The organism is Streptomyces sp. NPDC021224, from assembly GCF_044332905.1.
In the GTDB taxonomy this organism is placed as follows: Bacteria; Actinomycetota; Actinomycetes; order Streptomycetales; family Streptomycetaceae; genus Actinacidiphila.
Genome location: NZ_JBIRPW010000009.1, coordinates 74946 through 89093, shown reverse-complemented (window position 1 = coordinate 89093; position 14148 = coordinate 74946). Strand labels below are relative to the sequence as shown.

Annotated in this window: 11 protein-coding genes; all 11 read left to right on the top strand. The window is 73.0% G+C overall.

Annotated features, from left to right (window positions below):
• Nucleotides 1-38 precede the first annotated feature (38 nt).
• The 11 genes from ACH4PY_RS23450 (at nucleotide 39) to ACH4PY_RS23400 (ending at nucleotide 14134) form a co-directional block, all read left to right on the top strand.
• Nucleotides 39-989 carry a hypothetical protein gene (locus tag ACH4PY_RS23450; protein ID WP_398186137.1) on the top strand — a complete coding sequence of 317 codons (951 nt, stop codon included), beginning with the start codon at nucleotides 39-41 and terminating at the stop codon, nucleotides 987-989.
• 16 nt (nucleotides 990-1005) lie between these two features.
• Nucleotides 1006-1890: a diiron oxygenase gene (locus ACH4PY_RS23445; RefSeq protein ID WP_398186134.1), complete on the top strand. Its 885-nt coding sequence runs from the start codon at nucleotides 1006-1008 to the stop codon at nucleotides 1888-1890.
• The gene (locus ACH4PY_RS23440) at nucleotides 1887-2129 is read left to right on the top strand and encodes an acyl carrier protein (RefSeq protein ID WP_398186131.1); all 243 of its coding nucleotides are present in this window, start codon (nucleotides 1887-1889) and stop codon (nucleotides 2127-2129) included. The genes ACH4PY_RS23445 and ACH4PY_RS23440 overlap by 4 nt, the downstream gene beginning before the upstream one ends.
• Complete coding sequence (locus tag ACH4PY_RS23435; RefSeq protein ID WP_398186128.1) at nucleotides 2129-2956, top strand: hypothetical protein; 828 nt, start codon at nucleotides 2129-2131, stop codon at nucleotides 2954-2956. Before ACH4PY_RS23440 ends, ACH4PY_RS23435 begins: the two co-directional genes overlap by 1 nt.
• Nucleotides 2956-3960: an NAD(P)H-dependent flavin oxidoreductase gene (locus ACH4PY_RS23430; protein ID WP_398186125.1), complete on the top strand. Its 1005-nt coding sequence runs from the start codon at nucleotides 2956-2958 to the stop codon at nucleotides 3958-3960. Before ACH4PY_RS23435 ends, ACH4PY_RS23430 begins: the two co-directional genes overlap by 1 nt.
• Entirely contained in the window at nucleotides 3947-4810 is an 864-nt protein-coding gene (locus ACH4PY_RS23425; RefSeq protein ID WP_398186122.1) for an alpha/beta fold hydrolase, read from the top strand. The genes ACH4PY_RS23430 and ACH4PY_RS23425 overlap by 14 nt, the downstream gene beginning before the upstream one ends.
• Entirely contained in the window at nucleotides 4803-5057 is a 255-nt protein-coding gene (locus ACH4PY_RS23420; RefSeq protein ID WP_398186119.1) for a phosphopantetheine-binding protein, read from the top strand. Before ACH4PY_RS23425 ends, ACH4PY_RS23420 begins: the two co-directional genes overlap by 8 nt.
• A 9-nt stretch (nucleotides 5058-5066) precedes the next feature.
• Nucleotides 5067-5636, top strand: coding sequence for a 4'-phosphopantetheinyl transferase superfamily protein (locus ACH4PY_RS23415; RefSeq protein ID WP_398186116.1), 570 nt, complete (start codon nucleotides 5067-5069; stop codon nucleotides 5634-5636).
• 197 nt (nucleotides 5637-5833) lie between these two features.
• Complete coding sequence (locus ACH4PY_RS23410) at nucleotides 5834-12229, top strand: SDR family NAD(P)-dependent oxidoreductase (RefSeq protein ID WP_398186113.1); 6396 nt, start codon at nucleotides 5834-5836, stop codon at nucleotides 12227-12229.
• Nucleotides 12226-12999 (top strand): thioesterase II family protein, encoded by a 774-nt coding sequence (locus ACH4PY_RS23405; RefSeq protein ID WP_398186109.1) that lies wholly within the window; start codon nucleotides 12226-12228, stop codon nucleotides 12997-12999. The genes ACH4PY_RS23410 and ACH4PY_RS23405 overlap by 4 nt, the downstream gene beginning before the upstream one ends.
• 124 nt (nucleotides 13000-13123) lie before the next feature.
• On the top strand, nucleotides 13124-14134 hold the full coding sequence (locus ACH4PY_RS23400) for an alpha/beta hydrolase (protein ID WP_398186106.1): 1011 nt from the start codon (nucleotides 13124-13126) through the stop codon (nucleotides 14132-14134).
• The last annotated feature ends 14 nt before the right edge of the window (nucleotides 14135-14148 follow it).

Sequence of the window (14148 nt, the reverse complement as noted above, 5' to 3'; positions counted from 1 at the left end):
TGCGGGGGAGAGGTACCGTGTCGGGCCAGTCAGTAGCAGTGGATACGCCCTGGGAAAGGGTCGCGGACTCGATCGAGTTCATTCCCGCCGAATACTCGGTGCGGGACCAGCCGGAATCGGTGGCGCAGGAGATGCTGCGCTGCGGACCGGCGGAGATCGACCGGCTGGTCGCCGCCGGCCTGCCGTGCGAGGAGCGCGACGGCGTCCGGCACTTCGACACGAACGACCTCTACAACCTCGGCATGTACTCCAACACCTCCAAGACCCAGCCGGAGCTGGCCTTCCGGATGCTCTTCCGCTTCGCCGGGCGCCCGGTGGACGACCTGCTGCGGGCGAAGACCTGGGACTTCCAGGTCACCCTGGAGTGCCCGGACTGCGCCGGAGAGGCCCCGTGGCGGCTGGAGGCGCCGGACATCGACCGGTTCGGCGGCCGGCTCGCCGAGGTGACCGAGCCGGACCCGGGCGAGGGCTCCGCCGCGTACACCGCGACCGTGACGACGACCGGTGCGCGCACCCCGGTGATCTCCCCGGTGCTGCGCGAGCTGACGCAGGAGTACCTCGCGGCCGGCTACCGCTGGCAGATGATCCCGGTGCCGATGCAGGCCGACTACGGCCTGGTGCACGAGCTGGGCGCGACCAGCTGCATCGCCGCCAGCCTGCTGCTCACCGAGCGCTTCCGGGACGCCGGTTACCGCGCCGAGGCCAAGCGCGGCTGGTTCTGCGGTGTGCTCGGCGGCGCCCTGGACCTGCCGCACGCGTGCGTCGAGGTCGAGGACGACGACGGGACGCTCAAGACCATCGACATCGCCAAGTCGCAGCTGGCCGCGCGGCTCTCGGCGAGCACCGGCGACTTCCAGGAGCTGTGCCTGGGCTCGATCTACAACAAAGTCATTCCGTCCACCGCTTCCGGCAACGCCGCCCTGGGCTACCACGAGTGCGGCTCGAAGACGCCGGTCCACGTGCGCGCGGATATCCGATCGGTGCGTTGAGGAGACGACTGAACCCATGGCTGTACGCGACATCGAGCCGGTCGAACTGGACCTGGACCGCCTGGAGCAACTGGCCTCGTCCGGCTACTACAACCCGTACACGTACTTCGACTGGCCGCAGGCCATCGAGCCGGACAAACCGTGGATGAGCGAGAACCTCACCACGCTGGCCGGCACCGAGATGTGGGACGAGCTGACCCGCGAGCAGCAGGTGGCGCTGACCCGCTACGAGACGATCAACTTCTTCAGCCTCAACATCCACGGCATCCGTGAGCTGATGAGCGAAGTCGTCATGCGCATCCACGAGCGCACCTACGCGGGCGTCTCGGAGTTCATGCACCACTTCATCGGCGAAGAGAACGAGCACATGTGGTTCTTCGCCCAGTTCTGCCTGCGCTACGGCGGCAAGCTCTACCCGGCGCAGCCGAACCTGCAGGCCGACTCGGTCGAGCACCTCTCCCCGCTGGCCCGCGAGCTCATCGTCTTCGCGCGCGTGCTGATCTTCGAGGAGATCGTCGACTACTACAACGCGCACATGGCGACCGACGAGTCGCTGCCGTTCATCGCCCGTGAGATCAACCGGGTGCACCACCAGGACGAGAGCCGGCATGTCGCGTTCGGCCGGATGATCTTCACCAACCTGCTGGAGCAGGTCAAGAAGCGCGACCCCGAAGAGGTCCCGGTGGTCGCGGAGTACCTGGAGAGCTACCTCCAGTACAGCATCGCGACCCTCTACAACCCCGCCGCCTACCGCGACGCGGGCATCCCGGACGCGCTGAAGCTGCGGCGGCGGGCGCTGGAGCACCCGGCCCGCAAGGAGGCGCACGACCAGATCCTCAAGCGCACCCGGCGCTTCCTGGTGAAGGCCGGCGCGAGCGTCGGGGAGTCCACCCAGTCATGAGCGAATCCATGGCGGCCGTCCAGGAGTTCATCCTGGGCCGCAACCCCAAGCTGGACCACCTGGACGGCGACTTCGACCTGATCGACAGCCGCGCCATCAACTCGCTCGCCTTCGTCGAGTTCATCTTCCTGCTGGAGGAGCTGACCGGCGAGGCGATCGACCCCGAGGACATCGACCTCGACGACTTCCGGACCCTCGACGCGATAGAAGCGCGATTCTTCAAGCAGAAGGCGGCGTGATGACCACAGCAACCGACAACGGCCTGGGCGTTCTCGACGGCGGCCAGCTGCGTCTGCTGCGCGCGATCGACTCGGTCTTCCTGCGCTTCGCCGAGGGCTGGCAGGCCCCGGAGTTCCGCTTCCCGTTCCTGATCGGGACGGAGAACCTGGACCGCTTCGACTACTTCGACAACTTCCCGCACCTGGGCCTGGCCGCCACCCGGCTGGACCCGCAGCGGCTCGCCAAGCACCTCACCGACGCCGAGCGCCCGGTCGACCGCGTCCCGCCGGAGGTCATGGAGCCGACGGCCTTCGCGCTGCCGTCCGCGGCCTGCTACGCCGTCTACGTCGACCTGGCGGGACGGACGCTGCCCGCCGACGGGCTCATGCGCACCACGGTGGCCACCTGCTTCCGCAACGAGGACCACTACGCGGGCCTCCAGCGGCTGCTGGGCTTCTCGATGCGCGAGATCGTCTTCATCGGCCCCGAGGAGGGCGCCAAGCAGCACCTGGTGCGCGCCAAGGAGACCGTGCTGGCGCTGTGCGCGAAGCTCGGCCTGGAGGTGAGCGTCGAGGTCGCGACCGACCCGTTCTTCGACAAGAACAGCAGCAAGGCCAAGATGCAGCGGCTCTTCCCCGTCAAGGAGGAGTTCATCGTCAACGGTTTGTCGATCGGTTCGGTCAACTACCACCGCAACTTCTTCGGCGAGCGCTGCACCATCCAGGCCGGCGACGACACCGCGCACACCAGCTGCCTGGCCTTCGGCCTGGAGCGGTGGGTGCACACCCTCACCCAGCGCTTCGGCGACACCGCCGCCGCGCTGGCCGCCGTGGAGGCGCTGGCCTGATGCGCGCCACGTTGGCGGAGGCGCTCGGGATCCGGGTGGGTCTGCTCCAGTCGGGGATGGGCGGCGTCGCCGGTCCCGACCTGGCCTGCGCGGTGTCGGAGGCGGGCGGCGCGGGCTGCCTGGGCGGCTACAAGCTGGCCGGCGAGGCGCTGTCGGCCGCGCTCAAGCGGCTGGTCGCCGGTACCGACCGCCCCGTCGGCGTGAACCTCATCCCGGAGGTCGTCGGGCCCGAGGACCTGGACCTGCAACTCGCCCAGGTGCTGGAGGAGACCCCGCAGCACGTCTACGTCTCGCTGTTCGGGATGCCCGACGACGCCGTGTTTGCGCGCGTCAACGCGGCGGGACGCAAGCTCGTCGTCCAGGTCGGCACGGTCGAGGACGGCGTGCGCGCGGCCGGTCACGGCGCGGTCGTCGTGGTGCAGGGCACCGAGGCGGGCGGCCATCTGCTCGGCACCGCGCTGCGCGACGACCTGGTCGGCGAACTGCGCGCGCTGCTGCCCGACGCCTGCCTGGTGTCGGCCGGCGGCATCGGCTCCGCCGACGAGGCGGCCCGCGCGACGGCCGCGGGCGCCGACGGGGTGCTGCTCGGCACCGCCTTCGTGGTGGCCCGCGAGTCGATGGCCCACCCGGTCTTCAAGAGCGCGGTCGTCGCCTCCGGCGAGGCCGACACCGTCATCTCCGACGTGTACGAGATCGGCTGGCCGGGCCGCCGCCACCGGGTCCTCGCGACCGATGTCACACGCGATCCCGACCAGCCGAAGAAATTCATCGGCCGCACCGTGGTCGAGGGAAAGCCCTATGTCGTGCCGCGGTTCAGTGCCGCGGTGCCCACGACCGCCACGAGCGGTCGTATCGAGGAGATGGCGATGTACTGCGGACTTTCCTGCGGCGCCATTTCCGGTGAACTCCCGGCGGCGGACATCGTCGCCGGATTCGCCCGCGTTCTGCCGGGTGCCGGCGCTGTTGGAACTGAATCTGTGGAGGAATCGCATGGCAGGCTATGAAGAGCTGTCCCGGCTGGACATGACGTACAACGACACCCCCCGTATCCGTACCCGGGAGGGCGTCGAGATCTACTACGAGTCGCGTGGCGAGGGGCCGGACATCACGCTGCTCAACACGTTCTTCCTGCCCGTTCCCGCATGGCGGGTCTACACCGGGGAATTGGAGAAGAACTACCGTCTGCTCAGTTTCGACCTGTGCAACCACGGCGCCTCCTCCAAGGTTCCCGAGGAGCCGACGTGGGAGGAGCACGTCGAGGACCTGATGGGTCTGCTCGACGCGATGGAGATCGAGTCGACGTACCTGGTCGCCCTGTCGACCTCCACCGTCTTCGCCCGGGAGGCCGCGCTGCGGCACCCCGACCGGATCAAGGGCATGGTGCTGACCGGCCCGGCGTTCGGCCCGCGCGGCATGCGGCGGCAGCGGCAGATCCAGCGGGCGTGGCTGCGCACGCTGGAGAGCCACGGCCTGGAGGGGCTCTACGAGCACCTCTACCCGGAGGTCTTCAGCGCGGAGATGAACGAGGCGCTCGGCGCGCCCGGCTTCCTCGGCTTCCGCGAGAGCTTCAGCGCGCTCGCCACCGTCGAGGAGATGACCAACGGCCTCAAGCGCGCCATGCAGGACAAGAGCAGCCCCGAGCTGATCGCCCAGGTCACGGTGCCGACGCTGGTCCTCACCGGTGACGACGACTTCCTGCTCGGCCCGACCGGTGCCCATGAGCTGGCCGAGATCTTCCCCGACGGGCGCTGCGAGATCATCCCGCGGGCCGGCCACATCGCCTTCATCGACGACCCCGAGGGCTATCAGGCAATCGTCCACAAGTTCATCGAAGAAGTGGAGTCCCGTGCCTGACGACGCGTCCGCCGTGCGGCAGAGCATCCGCGGGCTGCTGCGCGACCAGCACGGCGGCGACCGGTTCGTGGACTCGGTGTCGGACTCCGAGTCGCTGCGGCAGGCGGGGATGTCCTCCAACGCCCTGGTGGCGCTGCTGGTGGCGATGGAGGACGAGTTCGGCTTCGAGTGGGACGACGACGTCCACCCCGAGGTGCTGCGCTCGATCGAGTCGCTGGCCGACCACGTCGTGGCGCTGCGCGTCTGACGGCCGGCCGTGGCAGCCCTGCCGGACCTCCCGGCCGGCGCCGCCGCGGGCGCCCGCCTCGCCTGGCGCCCGGTGCGCCGGCCGTACGGACCGCACGAGCAGTCCGCGGCCGGCCGCCGGGCGGCCGCGGCGGCGCTCGCCGCGGCCGGCTCCGCGCGGCGCACCGTGCCGGGCGGCCCCGGCGGCGGCCGGCCGGACTTCCCGCCGGGATTCGCCGGGTCGATCTCGCACACGCAGCGGCTGGCGGTCGCGCTGGTGGTGCCCGGCGCGGCGGCGGTCGGGGTCGATGCCGAAAGCGCGGAGATAGCCCCCCGGGTGGCGCGGTTCGTCCTGCGGGAACAGGAGCGGAATATGCTCCTGGCGCCCGCCGGAGAATATGCCGCACGCGATCTCTTCTCGGCGAAGGAAGCAGCTTTCAAGGCGTTGTCCGGCATTGCCGGAACCGGTGATTTCCTCTTCTGGAGGATCGAACTCACCAGGTCCGGCGATGCCTTGACGGCGTCCTACCGCGATGTGGCGGTGCCCGTGTGGATTCGTTCCACGGAAGACCTCTCGTTTGCCGTCGCCATCCTGCGATGATTTATTGCACTGCCGTACGTGAAATTCTCACCTGTTCCCGGCAGTTGACCGCCTGGTAGCCTTCCATTATGTGGCTGCCGCGGTCTCGGCGGAGGTGCCCGATCTTTTCTGTCTGCTTGACGACGAATTTTCCAATCACGGTGCGGTGAGAAATGACGACGTACGCAACCGTGCTCACTCGAAGTGAGGAGAGACTCGTGGGCGGTCTTGGGAACTCCGCGGCGATCGTGGGAGTGGGCTGTCGGCTACCGGGCGGCATCAACAACCTGGACCAGCTGGAGTCGGCGCTGTTCGCCGGGCTCGACCTGGTGACGGAGGTGCCGCCGGACCGGTTCGACCCGGCGCTGTGGACCGCCCCGGGCGACCACCGGCCGGGGCTGAGCTACACCGCCGCCGGCGGCTTCCTGCAGGATGTCACCGGCTTCGACCCGGGGTTCTTCGGCATCTCCCCGCGCGAGGCGGCGCAGATGGACCCGCAGCAGCGGCTGCTGCTGGAACTGACGATCGAGGCCTTCCACCACGCCGGCATCGACCCGGCGACACTGGAGGGCCAGGACGGCGGCGTGTGGGTCGGCACCTCCACCCGCGGCTACTGGGAGCTGGTCTCCGCGCGGCCCGAGGCCGTCGACGCCCACTCGCTCCAGGGCACCTTGACCTGCAACGCCTCCAACCGGCTGTCCTTCCTGCTGGACTGGCGGGGCCCGTCGTACTCGATCGACACCGCGTGCTCCTCGGCGCTGGTCGCGCTGCACCAGGCCGCCCAGGCGGTGACGTCCGGCAAGGTGCGGACCGCGCTGGCCGCCGGTGTCGGCCTGCTGCTCAACCCCGTCGACTACCTGGGCTTCGCCGAGGCGTCCGTGCTCTCGCCGACCGGCCGCTGCCACGCCTTCTCCGAGCTGGCCGACGGCTTCGTCCGCGGCGAGGGCGCGGGCGTCGTGCTGCTCAAGCGGCTCGACGACGCGATCGCCGACGGCGACCGCGTGCTCGCCGTCATCGCGGGCTCCGGCACCAACACCGACGGCCGCTCGGTCAACGTGATGAGCCAGCCCTCCCCGATCACCCAGCAGGCGCTGCTGGAGGAGGTGTACGCGGAGTCCGGCGTCACCCCCGACGAGCTGGTCTACCTCGAATGCCACGGCACCGGCACCCCGGTCGGCGACCCGGTGGAGTGCACCGCGCTCGGCGCCGCACTCGGCGTGCACCGCGCCGCGGACCGCCCGCTGCCGATCGGCTCGGTCAAGACCAACATCGGGCACCTGGAGTGCGCCTCCGGCATGGCCGGGCTGCTCAAGGCCATGGTCGTGCTGCGCAGCGGCCGTATCCCCCCGTCCCTGCACGTCCAGCCGCGCAACCCGGCGATCGACTTCGACGGTCTCGGCCTGCTGCCGACCGACGTGGAGATCCCGATCGCCCGCGGCAACGGCCGCGCGGCGGCGGGCATCAACTCCTTCGGCATCGGCGGCGCGAACGCCCATGTCGTCCTCGTCGAGCCGGCCGCCCCCGAAGCCCGCGACAGCGCCGCGCCCGCCGCGCCCACCGACGACGAGCGGCTGCCGGTGCTGGTCTCCGCGCGCACCCCGGAGGCGCTCAACGAGGCCGCCTGGGCGATGGCGGAGTACCTGGAGGACACTCCCGGCGACTTCTACGACGCCGCCTACACCTCGGTCCTGCGCCGCCAGCGCTACGAGCACACCGCCGTGGTCTTCGCCGGTGACGCGGCGGGCGCCGCCCAGGACCTCTACAGCATCTCCGCCGGGACGCTGCCGGAGGCCGCCGCCCGCTGCGAGACGGCCGCCGCGGCGGGCACGCCCGTCGGCTTCGTCTTCGCGGGCAACGGCTCCCAGTGGGCCGGCATGGGCTCGGCCCTGATGGGCGAGGGCGCCGGGTCGGACCCCGCGTTCAGCGCCGCCGTGCAGGAGGCCGACGCCCAGCTGACCCCGCTGCTCGGCTGGTCGGTGGCCGAGGCGCTCGCCGACGGCGAGTACGACCTGGCCCGCACCGAGGTCGCGCAGCCGCTGCTGTTCGCCGTCCAGGTGGGTCTGCTGGCCAGCCTGCGCGAACGCGGCGTCACCCCGTCGATGGTCACCGGGCACAGCGTCGGCGAGATCGCCGCCGCCTACGCCGCGGGCATCCTCGACATGGCCGCGGCCTGCACGGTGGTGGCGATCCGCAGCGCCGCGCAGGGCCGTACCGCCGGTACCGGTGCGATGGCCGCGGCCGCGGTGAGCGCCGAGGACGCCGCCGCGCTGATCGCGGCGAGCGGCGCGCAGGTGGAGGTCAGCGCCGTCAACTCGCCCACCGACGTGACCCTTTCCGGCGACCGCGACGCGCTGGAGGAGATCGGCAAGACGCTCGCCGACCGCGGTGTGTTCTTCCGCATGCTGCCGCTCGACTACGCCTTCCACAGCGCCAAGATGGACCCGATCCGGGCCCAGATCCTCGACGAGCTGGGCGGTCTGGCGACCGGCGACCCGGGCCTGCCGATGTACTCCACCGTGACCGGCGCGGCCGTCGCGGACGGCGGCACGATGGACGCCGACTACTGGTGGCGCAACATCCGCGAGCCCGTCCTGATGGCCGAGGCCGTCGCGGCGATGGCCGAGGCGGGCGCGGGCGTGCTCGTCGAGATCGGCCCGCACCCCGTCCTCGCCACCTACCTGCGCCGGATCTCCCAGGCCCCGGACAGCCCCGGTTTCACCGCGACCGAGACGCTGCGCCGCAACCAGAAGCCGGACCTCGACGCGAACGCCGCCGCGGTCCTCGCGGCCGGCGGCGCCGTCGAGCTGCGGACCTGGTTCGAGGCGCCCGGCCGGGTCGCGGACCTGCCCGCCTACCCGTGGCAGCGCGAGCGGCTGTGGGTCGGCGAGCCCTCCTGGTGGGGGCACGGCCCCGGCGACGGCAAGCTCGTCCACCCGCTGCTCGGCGAGCGCGTGCCGGTCGCCGAACCGCAGTGGGAGGGCACGGTCGAGGTCTCCCGGGTGCCGTGGCTGAGCGAGCACTCGGTCGCGGGCTCGATCGTCATGCCCGGCGCGGCCTTCGCCGAGATGGCGCTGACCGCGGGCCCCGCGGCGATCCGCGACCACGCGATCCAGGTGACCGACCTCGCCGTGACGTCGGGCCTGACCATGCCCGCCCCCGGCGACCCGGCACAGGTGCACCTCAGCACCGCCGTCGCGGGTGACATGATCACGATCTCCTCGCGCCGGGACCGCCTCGGCGGCGCCCCCCAGCCGTGGCAGCAGCACGCCCGCGGCAGGCTGCGCGCCGTCACCGGCCCGGCCCCCGAGGCGCTCGACGTCGCGGCCGTCCGCAGCCGCCTGGACGGCGAGATGACGCTCGACCACGACGCGTTCTACGGCATCAGCGACCGCGCGGGCACCGTCTACGGCCCCGGCTTCCGCGCCGTGACGAACGCCTGGTTCCGCTGCGACGAGGCCGGTACGGGCGAGCTGCTCGCCGACTACACGATGCCGCCCGCCCCCGCCGCCGAGATGACCGGCCCCACCAGCCGCTACGTCGCCCACCCCGTGCTGCTCGACGTCGCGCTGCACGCGGGCGGCCCGCTCAACTCCTCGCTGCGCGACGGCTCGATGCTCTTCATGCCCGTCGAGTTCGGGGCCCTGACCGCCTGGACCCGGCCGCCGACGCAGGGCGTCATCCATGTCGTCGCGCACTCCGAGACCGGCCGCGAGGCCGTCTGGGACGTCACGCTGGCCGCGCCGGACGGCACCGTCGCCGTCACCATCAAGGACATGCGGCTGCGCCTCATCGAGGGCCGCCCGCAGCCCGCGCTGGGCATCTGGTCGGCCTTCTCCGAGACCTACGCGCCCGAGTCCGGCGGCTCCGCCGACGCGGACACCGCGGCGGCCCCGACCGCCTGGACGCTGCTCGCGGACGAGGGCGCCCTGCCCTTCGCGCGGTCCCTCGCCGGGCCGCTCGGCGCCGCGGCCCCCGCCGCCGTCGCCCCCGGCGACAGCGCGCGCTGGGCGCAGGCGGTCCGGCAGGCCGCCGACGCCGAGGGCGACGCCGCCGTGGCGCTCGTGCTCTCCGAGGGCGGCGACGACCCCGTCGCGGCCGCCGCGGACGCCGGGCAGATCCTCCGCGACCTGGCCATGGCCTGGCAGCAGCGCCTCGCCGGCACCCCCGACGGGCGGCTGACGGTCTGGCTGGTCACCGGGCCCTGCGGCGTCATGGCGCACCCCGGCACGCGGAGCGCCGGGAGCGCCGCGGCCTCCTCGGCCTGGGGCACCGCGCGCACGATCACCAACGAGGTGCCCGGCGTCACGACCCGCCGGATCGCCGTCGAACCCGCCCTCGACCCGGCGCTGGCCGGGCGCGTCGCCGAGGTGCTCGCCGCCGACACCGGCCAGGAGGACGAGTTCGCCGTCTTCGCCGACGAGGTGCGCGTGCCCCGCGTCGCCCCCGTGGACGTCTCGACGGGCGAGCCCGCGGCCGAGGACACCGCCGGGGAGGCCGCGCGCCGCGGCAGGTCCGCGGGCCAGGCCACGGCCCTCCAGGTGCGCACCATCGCGCTCACCCCGCAGTTCGGGCCCGCCGCGATACCGATGCCCGAGCCCGGCCCCGGCCAGGTCGTCATCGAGGTCAGGGCGGCCGCGCTGAACTACAAGGACGTCATGCTGGCCACCGGCCTGATGCCCATCGAGCCGATGCAGGCCGACTGGCGCGCGGGCGTCAACGCCGGTCCGCTGATCGGCCAGGAGTGCGCCGGCGTCGTCGCGAAGCTCGGCCCCGGCGTCACCGGCCTGGAGGTCGGCCAGGCGGTCATGGCCGTCGGCTGCGGTTCGCTGGCCAGCCACGTCAAGGCCGAGGCCGCCGTCACCGTGCCCGTGCCCGAGGGCATGGACTTCCAGCAGGCGGCCACCCTGCCGCTGGTCTACGCGACCGCCCACTACAGCCTCAACGTTCTGGCCGGCATGGCCGAGGGCGAGATCCTGCTGCTGCCGGGCGCCGCGGGCGGCGTGGGCCTGGCCGCGCTCAACCTGGCGCGGCTGGCCGGGGTACGGGTCATCGCGCTGGCAAGCACCGAGGAGAAGCGGGAGCTGCTGCGCGAGCGCGGCGCCTGGCGCACCCTCGACTCGCGCTCCGCCGAATTCCCCGACCAGGTACGGGAGCTGACCGGCGGCCGGGGCGTGGACATCGTCCTCAACTCGCTCACCGGCACCGCCGCCGTCAACTGCCTCGAACTGCTCGCGCCCGACGGCCGCTTCGTCGAGCTGGGCAAGCGCGACCTGTACGGGGACGCGGGGCTGCGGCTGCGCCCCTTCCTCAACACGCTGTCCTACTTCGCCGTCGACCTCGCCCAGCTCATCGACCGGCGCCCGGACCGCGCCGGGGCCGTCATGCGGGACATCGCCCGGCTCGCCGCCGAGGGCGAGATCGAGCCGCTGCCGCACACCGTCTACCCCTCGGCCGCCCTGGACGACGCCTTCAACCGGCTCAAGCGGTCCGAGCACGTCGGCAAGCTCGTCATCGACACCACCGGCATCGCCGCCCAGCGCGTCACCTTCGACCCCGACGGCGCCTACCTCGTCACCGGCGGCACCGCGGGCTTCGGCGCCGCCACCGCGTGCTGGCTCGTCGACCACGGCGCGGGCCGGGTCATCGTCACCGGCCGCCGCGAGCCCGCCGAGCTGCCGGACCGACCGGGCATCAGCTTCACGGCCGCCGACGTCACCGACCGGGCCGCGATGGCCCGGGTGGTCGAGGAGGCCAGGTCCTGCGCCCCGGGCGGGCTGCGCGGTGTCTTCCACTGCGCCGCCGGTTACGACGACGGCCCGCTGGAGGACCTGACGCGCGAGCGCTGCACGTTCGTCCTCGCCCCGAAGCTGGAGGGCGCCCGCATCCTGGACGAGCTGACGAGCGACTGCGACCTGGACCACTTCGTCCTCTACTCGTCCATCTCCGCCCTGCTCGGCAACCGCCTCCAGGCCTCCTACGCCGCCGGCAACCTGGGCCTGGAGACCCTGGCCCGGCAGCGCCGGGACCGCGGCCTGCCGGCCCTCGCCGTCGGCTGGGGCGCCATCGCGGGCACCGGCGTCGTCGTCCGCGACAACCTGTCCGACTCCATGACCCGGCTCGGCCTCGAACCGATCCCGCCGTCCGAGGCCCTGGACTGCCTGGGCCGTCTCCTGACCGGCGACGCGCCGCACAGCGCGGTGATCGCGCGCGTCGACTGGGAGCGGGCCGGGCTCATGTTCCCCGCCGCCACCGCGGCCCGCTTCTCCCCGCTCGTCACCTCCGCCTCCGGACCGGCCGACCGCAGCGGCGCGAGCCTGCGCGAGCAACTGCTGGCCAGCGGCGAGGCCGAGGCGGAGGAGCTGGCCACCCAGGCGCTCACCGGCGTCATCGCGACCATCCTGCGCACCGAGCCGGAACGCCTCCCGCCCTCCGTACCGCTCAACCGCCTGGGACTCGACTCGATCCTGGCCACCGAGCTGGGCGTCACCCTGCGCCGCCAGCTCGACCTCGACATCCCCACCCTGGAGATCCTTGCCAGCCAAGGCATCCGCGACCTGGCCACCCGCGCCATGTCCGCCGCCGGGGTCAGCCACGCCAAGGAGCAGCACTCGTGAACGACTGGATCGTTCCCATCGTCTCCGACCCGGACGCGCCGGTGTGCATCATCGGCCTGCCGCATCCCGGCGGGGGTCCCAACTTCTACGCGCCCTGGGCCGACGCCACCGGCGTCGAGATCCTCGCCGTCCAGCCGCCGGGCCGCGAGGCCCGTACCGGCGAACTGCCCATCACCGACCTGCCCCGGCTGGTCCGGCAGACCGCGCACGCCATCGCCGGGATCTGCGGCAACCGCCCGACCGCGCTCTTCGGGCACTCCGCGGGTGGCCGCTACGCCTTCGAGGTCGCCCGCGCCCTGGAACGCGCCAACCGCGGCCCGGCGCTGCTGTGCCCCTCCGGCATCTCCGCGCCCGACCACCCGTACTGGACCAGCACCGCCGAGAAGCTGCTCACCGACCCCGTCACCGCGTACCTGATGCTCGGCGGCGAGGCACTGCCCGGACAGCTGGAGCACGACCAGGCCACCGTCGACTCCTTCATCTCGCTGATCCGCGCCGACGCCCGGCTCTACACCGGGCTCGGCATCCAGCCGCCCGTCCCCCTGCGCTGCGCGGTGGCCGCGTTCGCGGGCGACGACGACGCCATCGCCGACCCCGACGACATGACGGGGTGGCGGGACTGGGCGTCCGGCCCGGAGGCCTTCACGCTGCACCGCTACCCGGGCGACCACTTCTACATCCGGCACCACTTCCCGGCGGTCCTGGCGGACCTGCTCGCCGACCTGGCGCAGACCGCGGGCACCGTCGGGGCCGCCGCCCCGGCGAGCTGACCGCCCCCGGCGAAGGCACCACCAGTCACCACCAAGCACCACCAGGCACCGCCGCCCCGCTCCCGGGGCGGCGGTGCCGCGCCCGTGTTCCGCCCCACCGCGCCCCGCACGGAGGAGAGTTGCGATGCCCCTGGACCGTCATCTCCGGCACCTGATCGCCTGGCAGAGCGCCGAGGGCCCGCCGCTCGCCGACCGCGACCTGCCGGTCGGGCAGGCCCGCGCGCGCTACCGGGACAACGCCGTCCGCCGCCACGAGGGCACCGGCGCGCCCGCGGTCACCGCCGAGGACCGGCTCGTCGACGGGCCCGGCGGGACACGGCTGCGGCTGCGCGTCCACACGCCGCGGGACGCCGGGCGGCGCGTCGTCACCTTCCTGCACGGCGGGGGATGGGTGCTGGGCGACCTCGACAGCCACGACTGGGTCTGCCGGGAGCTGGCGGCCGCGCTGCGCGCCGTCGTGGTCGCCGCCGACTACCGGCTGGCGCCCGAGTCCCCCTACCCCGCGGCGCTGCACGACGCGGTGGCCGCGGCCCGCTGGACCGCCCGGACCTACCCCGGCGCCCGGCACGTCGTCGCGGGCGACAGCGCGGGGGCCAGCCTCGCGCTGGGCGTCGGCCTGCACGCGCCCGACGTGCCCCTCGCCGCGCAACTGCTGGTCTACCCGCCGGTGGACCCGAGCCTGATCCTCGCCTCGGCGGGGGAGTGCGCCAAGGGCTACCTGCTCAGCGTCGAGGACATGGCGTGGAACTACGAGCAGTACGTGCCCGACGCGCGGCTGCGCGCCGACCCGGCGGTCGATCTGCTGCGGGCGGACCTGCGGGGCCTGGCGCCCGCGGTCGTCGCCACCGCGGAGTTCGACCCGCTGCGCGACGAGGGCGTGGAGCTGGTGGCGCGGCTGCGCGCCGCGGGCGTGACCGTACGCCACGAGCCGGGCGACGGGCTGGTCCACGGCTACTTCCTGATGCAGGCGATGGTGCCGGCGGCCGCCGCGTGCGCCCGCCGGGTCGTCGGCGAGCTGGAGGCGCTGCTCGGCCCGGATGGGGGCGGCGGCGCGGAAGGCGGCGTGGGCGGCGGGAAGGGCGCGGCGGACGCGGGGGGTGACGGTGGTGGACCGCCCCGGGGCGACGCCGGCTGACGGGTGGGGCGACC

Bases quoted from the DNA above. Each gene is read 5' to 3' on its own strand.
- ACH4PY_RS23445 (WP_398186134.1), top strand. From the start codon at position 1,006: ATGGCTGTACGCGACATCGAGCCGGTCGAACTGGACCTGGACCGCCTG.
- ACH4PY_RS23440 (WP_398186131.1), top strand. From the start codon at position 1,887: ATGAGCGAATCCATGGCGGCCGTCCAGGAGTTCATCCTGGGCCGCAAC.
- ACH4PY_RS23435 (WP_398186128.1), top strand. From the start codon at position 2,129: ATGACCACAGCAACCGACAACGGCCTGGGCGTTCTCGACGGCGGCCAG.
- ACH4PY_RS23430 (WP_398186125.1), top strand. From the start codon at position 2,956: ATGCGCGCCACGTTGGCGGAGGCGCTCGGGATCCGGGTGGGTCTGCTC.
- ACH4PY_RS23425 (WP_398186122.1), top strand. From the start codon at position 3,947: ATGGCAGGCTATGAAGAGCTGTCCCGGCTGGACATGACGTACAACGAC.
- ACH4PY_RS23400 (WP_398186106.1), top strand. From the start codon at position 13,124: ATGCCCCTGGACCGTCATCTCCGGCACCTGATCGCCTGGCAGAGCGCC.